Source organism: Variovorax sp. YR752 (genome assembly GCF_943372545.1).
This window is the reverse complement of sequence record NZ_CALRZC010000358.1, coordinates 1-5469: the sequence shown is the minus strand read 5'-3', so window position 1 is coordinate 5469 and position 5469 is coordinate 1. Positions and strand designations below refer to the sequence as shown.

Annotated in this window: 9 protein-coding genes; 2 read left to right on the top strand and 7 right to left on the bottom strand. The window is 65.2% G+C overall.

What is annotated here, in order from left to right:
- Window positions 1-263: LysE family transporter (locus AAG801_RS40030; protein WP_341893436.1), on the bottom strand; the 263-nt coding region annotated here is incomplete at its 3' end.
- Between the two features lie 107 nt (window positions 264-370).
- On the opposite strand from AAG801_RS40030, the gene AAG801_RS40025 reads away from it, so the two are divergent.
- A complete protein-coding gene (locus tag AAG801_RS40025) occupies window positions 371-829 on the top strand; it encodes an Lrp/AsnC family transcriptional regulator (RefSeq protein WP_101489632.1) in 459 nt (152 codons plus the stop codon).
- A gap of 160 nt (window positions 830-989) precedes the next feature.
- Window positions 990-1388 carry a DUF4148 domain-containing protein gene (locus tag AAG801_RS40020; protein ID WP_341893435.1) on the top strand — a complete coding sequence of 133 codons (399 nt, stop codon included), beginning with the start codon at window positions 990-992 and terminating at the stop codon, window positions 1386-1388.
- A gap of 51 nt (window positions 1389-1439) precedes the next feature.
- On the opposite strand, the gene AAG801_RS40015 is transcribed toward AAG801_RS40020, so the two are convergent.
- From AAG801_RS40015 to AAG801_RS39990, 6 genes are all read right to left on the bottom strand, one after another.
- Window positions 1440-1841: a hypothetical protein gene (locus AAG801_RS40015; protein ID WP_341893434.1), complete on the bottom strand. Its 402-nt coding sequence runs from the start codon at window positions 1839-1841 to the stop codon at window positions 1440-1442.
- 61 nt (window positions 1842-1902) lie between these two features.
- Window positions 1903-2301: a hypothetical protein gene (locus tag AAG801_RS40010; protein WP_341893433.1), complete on the bottom strand. Its 399-nt coding sequence runs from the start codon at window positions 2299-2301 to the stop codon at window positions 1903-1905.
- A 61-nt stretch (window positions 2302-2362) separates the two neighbouring features.
- A complete protein-coding gene (locus AAG801_RS40005) occupies window positions 2363-2761 on the bottom strand; it encodes a hypothetical protein (RefSeq protein ID WP_341893432.1) in 399 nt (132 codons plus the stop codon).
- The gene (locus AAG801_RS40000) at window positions 2761-4122 is read right to left on the bottom strand and encodes a DUF6402 family protein (RefSeq protein WP_341893431.1); all 1362 of its coding nucleotides are present in this window, start codon (window positions 4120-4122) and stop codon (window positions 2761-2763) included. The genes AAG801_RS40005 and AAG801_RS40000 overlap by 1 nt, the downstream gene beginning before the upstream one ends.
- A 49-nt stretch (window positions 4123-4171) precedes the next feature.
- Window positions 4172-5257: a mechanosensitive ion channel domain-containing protein gene (locus AAG801_RS39995; RefSeq protein WP_341893430.1), complete on the bottom strand. Its 1086-nt coding sequence runs from the start codon at window positions 5255-5257 to the stop codon at window positions 4172-4174.
- Window positions 5257-5469, bottom strand: a 213-nt coding sequence (locus AAG801_RS39990; protein WP_341893429.1) for a hypothetical protein, incomplete at its 5' end; no start/stop codon positions are given. The genes AAG801_RS39990 and AAG801_RS39995, both read right to left, overlap by 1 nt.

Sequence of the window (5469 nt, the reverse complement as noted above, 5' to 3'; positions counted from 1 at the left end):
ACGCCCATCCACGCGAGAAAGGCCGCGCCGCCGAGCGCCAGCGGCACGCGCGCCGCGACCATCGTCGACACCACGGCCGACACGCCGAACGCCCCGATCGCGCCGTAGCAGGCATCGGCCAGTGCGGCACCGAGGCCGCTGAGAAAGCCGATGGCGCGGCCGTGCGCGAGCGTGCGCTGGATGCACAGCAGGCCGATGGGCCCGACCGGTGCGGCAATCGAGAGCCCGATGACAAGGGCCTTGAGAAAGAGAGGGAAGTCCATGCCGACGATTGTTCGATGCGGCCCGCGTGACGAGAATGGCGAAATTCAGGCGCGCGGCATGCGTTGCCTGAAATCGGAAGCGAAATTCTCAATCGGGCCTTAGATCCATGGAAATCGACGCCAAGAACTGGCAGATCCTCGACGCGCTCCAGCAGGACGCGCGCACCTCGCTCACGGCGCTCGCGCGTCAGGTGGCGCTTTCGGTGCCCTCGACCTCGGAGCGCGTGAAGCGCCTCGAAGAAGCCGGCGTCATCGAGGGCTACCGCGCCGTGGTGCCGCCGCGCAAGGCGGGCTACACCGTCACCGCGCTCGTCGGCATCACGACCGCGCAACCCGACAAGGCCCGGCTGCTGAAGCTGCTCGACGGCCGGCGCGAAGTGCTCGAGTGCTTCCACGTCACGGGGCAGGACTCGTACGTGCTGAAGGTGGTCGCGCGCGACATCGAGCACCTCGAATCGTTCGTGAGCAGCATCAACCACCTGGGCGAGACGCGCACGTCGATCGTGATGTCGGTGCCGATCGCGGCGCGCGCGGTGGCGGCGCCTGCGGGCTCGCTGCCCGACTGAGGCGCAGGGCCGGCTGCGTTGCCGGCGATTGCCTCTTTGTAATGGCGCCGTCCGCATCGCGACGGCGTTGCATTTCTAGTGTGTCGGTATGGCGGTCATCAAGACACCGCCATTGCCGATGAAGGTGTTCTTCTTCGGCGCCATTCGAAGGAGATGACACATGAAGAACAGCAAGATGGCATTCATGCTGGCGGCCGTGGCCGCAGCGACGATTCCGCTCGTGGCCGCTGCGCAGACGGCCGCATCGCGCAGCCCGCAGCACGTCGAGGCCGGCGCGCATTTCGCGGCGAACGAAGCGGGCATCAAGGAACACCCTGAAAACGCCGGACCCGGCAAGACGGATGCCGAAGTGGTGGCCGAACTGCGCGCCGCGCAGCAAAGCCCCGAGTGGGCCGGCGTGCTGCGCTGGGGCGCACCGATTCCCGTGAAGGCCTCGCAGCCGCGCACGCGGGCGGAGGTGGCGGCCGAGCTGGAGCGCGCGCAGTCGCAACCGGGCTGGGAACGCGCCTCGCGGCTGGGGGCGCCGGTGGTGCTGCCGGCGGTGGCGCCGGCGCGGTAGGGGAGAGGAGGGGCGGCGGCGCTTGGCGGCGGTCGCCGACCTCCTGATCTGTCAGGGGAGCTTCGCCATGAGGTTGTCGAGGCGGGTGGGCGGGAGTTGGATGGAGCCCTCTTGGTAGGACGTGTCAGAGGTGTCGTAGATCAACCACCCGTCGTCCGTCCAACTGAGCTCAACTCCGTGCTCCGTGTACGTGCGTTCTGCGAGCAGCGTGGGCTCACCCGTGCGATAGAGCCTCAGCAGGATCGTGCCACGGCTGACGAAGACGAGCCTGGCCGTGTAAGCCCCGTCCTGAATGGGTGACACCTCGCTCCACCACCTGTCGGGATGGTTGTCGGCACGAACACGGGCTTTCACCTCGAAGCAGTACTTGATGCCGAAGAGAAGGAGGGCGATGCAAAGCATCCACCGAAGGAGGCGGGCGCCTCGGCGGAACATGGCGCGAGCACTGGGCATCACAACGCCGCCTCGATCGGTGCATCGAGCTTCATGAAGCGTCTGTCTTGCGGCAACGCTCTCACGGGAGCTTCGCCAGAAAGTTATCGAGGCGGGTGGGTGGGAGCTGGGTGCCACCGCCCAAATAGGACGCGTCGGAGGTGTCGTAGATCAACTCATGTTCTGTCCAGAGAATCTCGACACCGTGCTTTTGGTAGCTGCGTTCAGCGAGCAACGTCGGGTCACCCGTGCGGTAGAGCCTCAGAAGAATCGTGTTGTTGCCTATGGACGCGCGCTTGGCCGTGTACGCCTCGTCTTGAACATCTGAGGCACTGCTCCACCACCCGTCAGGATTGTTGTCGGCGCGGACGCGGGCCCTTGCCTCGAAACAGTACTTGATGCCGAAGAGAAGGATGGCGATCAAGAGCGTCCACAGAAGAACGCGGGCGCCTCGTCGGCGCATGGTGCGGAAGACGGGCATCACAGAGTCACCCTGGTCGGCGTGTCTAGTTTCATGAAGAACCTGTCTTGTTCCAACGCTCTCAAGGCAACTTGGCGAGAAGTTTGTCGAGGTAGGTCGGTGGGAGCTGAATGCCGCCGCCAAGGAAGGACTCGTCGGCCGTGTCGTAGATCAACTCATCGTCTGACCACCCGAGCGCCACGCCGGCTTCCGTGTAAGTGCGCTCCGCGAGAAGCGTCGGGTCGCCGGTGCGATAGAGCCTCAGCAGAATCGAGGTGCGGCTGATGAAGACGAGCTTGGCGGTGTACGTCTCGTCGCGATCGGGCGACACCTCGCTCCACCACGCTTCAGGATGGTTGTCGGCACGGACACGGGCCTTCACTTCGAAGCAATACTTGATGCCGAAGAGAACGACTGCGATGCAAAGCATCCAGCGCAGGATGCGGGTAGTTCGGCGCAGCATGGCGTGAACGCTGGGCATCACAAGGTCACCATGATCGGCGTATCGAGTTTCATGGTGATCCTGTCGGTGTAGATGATGAAGTCGCCGCCTTGGTTGTGTTTGCGTTGCCACGCGCGAAAGTCTGAGTTCTTGACCGGATACAGCACGGCGTCCTTTGCACGCACATCGCCTTGCGCCACGGGGTAGTCGAGCCATCCGATGTTCGCCATCGCTGCAGTCTGGTGAGCTGGAACGATCGCCACATGGCCCCGACTCCAGTGCCCGAGGTATTGCGATGCGCTGCCTGAGGCATCTGTGAATGTGAAGTTGTCTTTCACGTAGACGGAAACGTGAGTCACGATGGCGGCCCGGTTCTTGGGGTCGAACTCGGCTTGCGAGACTGCCGCGTAAAGATTGAAGGAGCCCAGCGCGCAGGTCAGGTCATCCGGAACGCCTTCGTGAAAGAGCGATTGCGTGACGAACTGCGTCAGCTTCTGGCTCAGCGAGCCCTCGACCGACGCTTGTTGAAACTGGAAATCCTTGTGAAAGCGAACGATGTCGCCCTGGCATTCCAGCCAGGGCCGGATGTCCGGGAGGTTCCGGTACGGACGCAGCGCGTTGGCGATCTCCTTGCGTGCCTTTGGCGTGTCGAGTCGAGACATCAGATCGTCCAGTCCTCTCTTGGCTCTGGCAAATTTCAGCACCCAGTCGATCTTGACGGAGGTGGTATCGAACATGCTCGGCGGATACGGCACGCCGTTCTGGTTGACGCCATTGCGCTCGTCGCCCGGCGTGGGCGGATAGTTCAATGCCCCCGCAAACCACTTGTCCATCAAGTCGGCCCCGACCGGTGCGCCGATCTTGCGCATTGCGCCGGGGATGTCCTGGATGTCAAACGGCGGGACAGTCTGGACAGGCTTCGGCTTTCCTTTCGGAGGAGGCGGGGGCGCAGGCGGTGAGTTCAGCCACTGCTGCAAGCTGCCCACGGCGTTCGACACCGCCTCCGCCGCGTGGATCGCTCCGCGCACCGTGTGGGCGTAGGGGTCTTGCTTGGCGGTCTTTCTTGCAGGCACCTCCACCGACTTCCGCGCGGCCGGGGCTGCTGCAAGCCGGCCCCGCATGGGTGGGGGTGCCCGGTTCGTGGAGAGCGCGATGCCCTCACGACAGATTTCCCCGCTCTGCGCTGACCAGGAGCGCATGAAATTGTTCGACTTCCGAAAGTCGATCTTCTCGCCTGCTTGCGATGGCATTTTTTGATCCTCCCTGTTGCCTTCGAGCGCTGATGTGCGTCGTTTCGGCAGACAGGGATGGTCAATGCGTGGCGCCTCTTTCAGCGCTTCCGTGGTGGCGGAGAAATGCCCTTTTCGTGGAATCCGATCGACTTTGGGCGCGCAGCGCATGGCTGCCGCCGCCCACTCACCGCCGAAGTATTCCCGCTCGCTTGGCCGTTCAGCCCGCCGCCGCGTGCCGCAACACTTCCGGCTGCCCCATCGCCGGATCGGTGCCCTCGAAGCGCATCTTTGGCAGGAACTGCGGGTACTCGCGCTGCATGAAGTCGATGACGCCTTCGCGCACGTTGCAGCGCAGGTCGAACGCCAGGCCGGAGGTCGCCGCGGTGCAGAGCACGCGGACCTGCATGGTGCGTTCGGTGGCGTCGGTCACGCGCAGGTTGAAGAAGCGGCCGTCCCACTCGGGCGCGGCCTTCACGATGCGCTCGACTTCGGCGCGCAGCGGTGCCAGCGGCGTGCCGTAGTCCAGGTAGAAGAAGACGGAGCCGAGCAGTTCGGCCGAGTGGCGGGTCCAGTTCTGGAACGGCTTCTCGATGAAGTAGGTGAGCGGCAGGATGAGGCGGCGGTCGTCCCAGATGCGCACGACGACGAAGGTGCCGGTGATTTCCTCGACCCGGCCCCATTCGCCTTCGACCACGAGCACGTCGTCGATGCGAATCGGCTGCGACAGCGCGATCTGCAGGCCGGCGATGAGGTTGCTGAAGACGGGCTTGGCCGCAAGACCCGCCACGATGCCGATCACGCCGGCCGAGGCCAGCAGGCTGGCGCCGACCTGGCGTGCGCCCGGAAAGGTCATGAGCATCATGGCGCCGCCGGCCACGACGACGACCGACATGGCGGTGCGCGCGAGCACGCGGGTCTGCGTGAGCACGCGGCGCGCCTGCAGGTTGTCGGAGATGTCCGAAGGGTGCTGCGCGAGCACGCCGTCGGCAAAGCCGCTGATGGCCTTGAGCACGAACCAGGTGCTGGCCGCGATGAGCAGCAGCCCCGTGAGATGCCGCACGCTGCCCATGAAGCGCAGGTCCTCGGGCGCCGCCTGCCACACCATCATGAGCGCCGCCAGCGGCAGCACCAGCCGCGCGGGGGCGGTGCAGTTGACCACCATCGCATGCACGGCGGGCGCCGGGCGGGTGATCCGCCTGAGGACCATGCCCCCGATGCGGTGGGCGAGAAGGGCGAGGGGAACGGCGATCAGGGCGGCAAGCCAGGTGCCGAACCAGGGGTGTGCAAGGAGCTCTTGGGTCATCAGGCGGGGGTGGTCTTTGCTTCTGGGGTGTTGTCGTTCAGTGGTTGAAGAATGCGCGCTGCGTCGTCGCGCAGCTGCGTGGCGAGCGCCGTGGCCAGGTCGAGCCGGCGCACCAGCCAGGGGCTGATGTCGTTGTCGAACGGGTCAGGCAAGGGAATGGGGCCGCCGACAGTGGTGGCACCCGTGCTCTCGGGGTGAGAGGGCCCTGCGAT

Excerpts from the sequence above, each read along its gene's own strand:
- AAG801_RS40010 (WP_341893433.1), bottom strand. The coding sequence starts at position 2,301 with ATGCCCGTCTTCCGCACCATGCGCCGACGAGGCGCCCGCGTTCTTCTG.
- AAG801_RS40000 (WP_341893431.1), bottom strand. The coding sequence starts at position 4,122 with ATGCGCTGCGCGCCCAAAGTCGATCGGATTCCACGAAAAGGGCATTTC.
- AAG801_RS39995 (WP_341893430.1), bottom strand. The coding sequence starts at position 5,257 with ATGACCCAAGAGCTCCTTGCACACCCCTGGTTCGGCACCTGGCTTGCC.
- AAG801_RS40005 (WP_341893432.1), bottom strand. The coding sequence starts at position 2,761 with ATGCCCAGCGTTCACGCCATGCTGCGCCGAACTACCCGCATCCTGCGC.
- AAG801_RS40020 (WP_341893435.1), top strand. The coding sequence starts at position 990 with ATGAAGAACAGCAAGATGGCATTCATGCTGGCGGCCGTGGCCGCAGCG.
- AAG801_RS40015 (WP_341893434.1), bottom strand. The coding sequence starts at position 1,841 with ATGCCCAGTGCTCGCGCCATGTTCCGCCGAGGCGCCCGCCTCCTTCGG.
- AAG801_RS40025 (WP_101489632.1), top strand. The coding sequence starts at position 371 with ATGGAAATCGACGCCAAGAACTGGCAGATCCTCGACGCGCTCCAGCAG.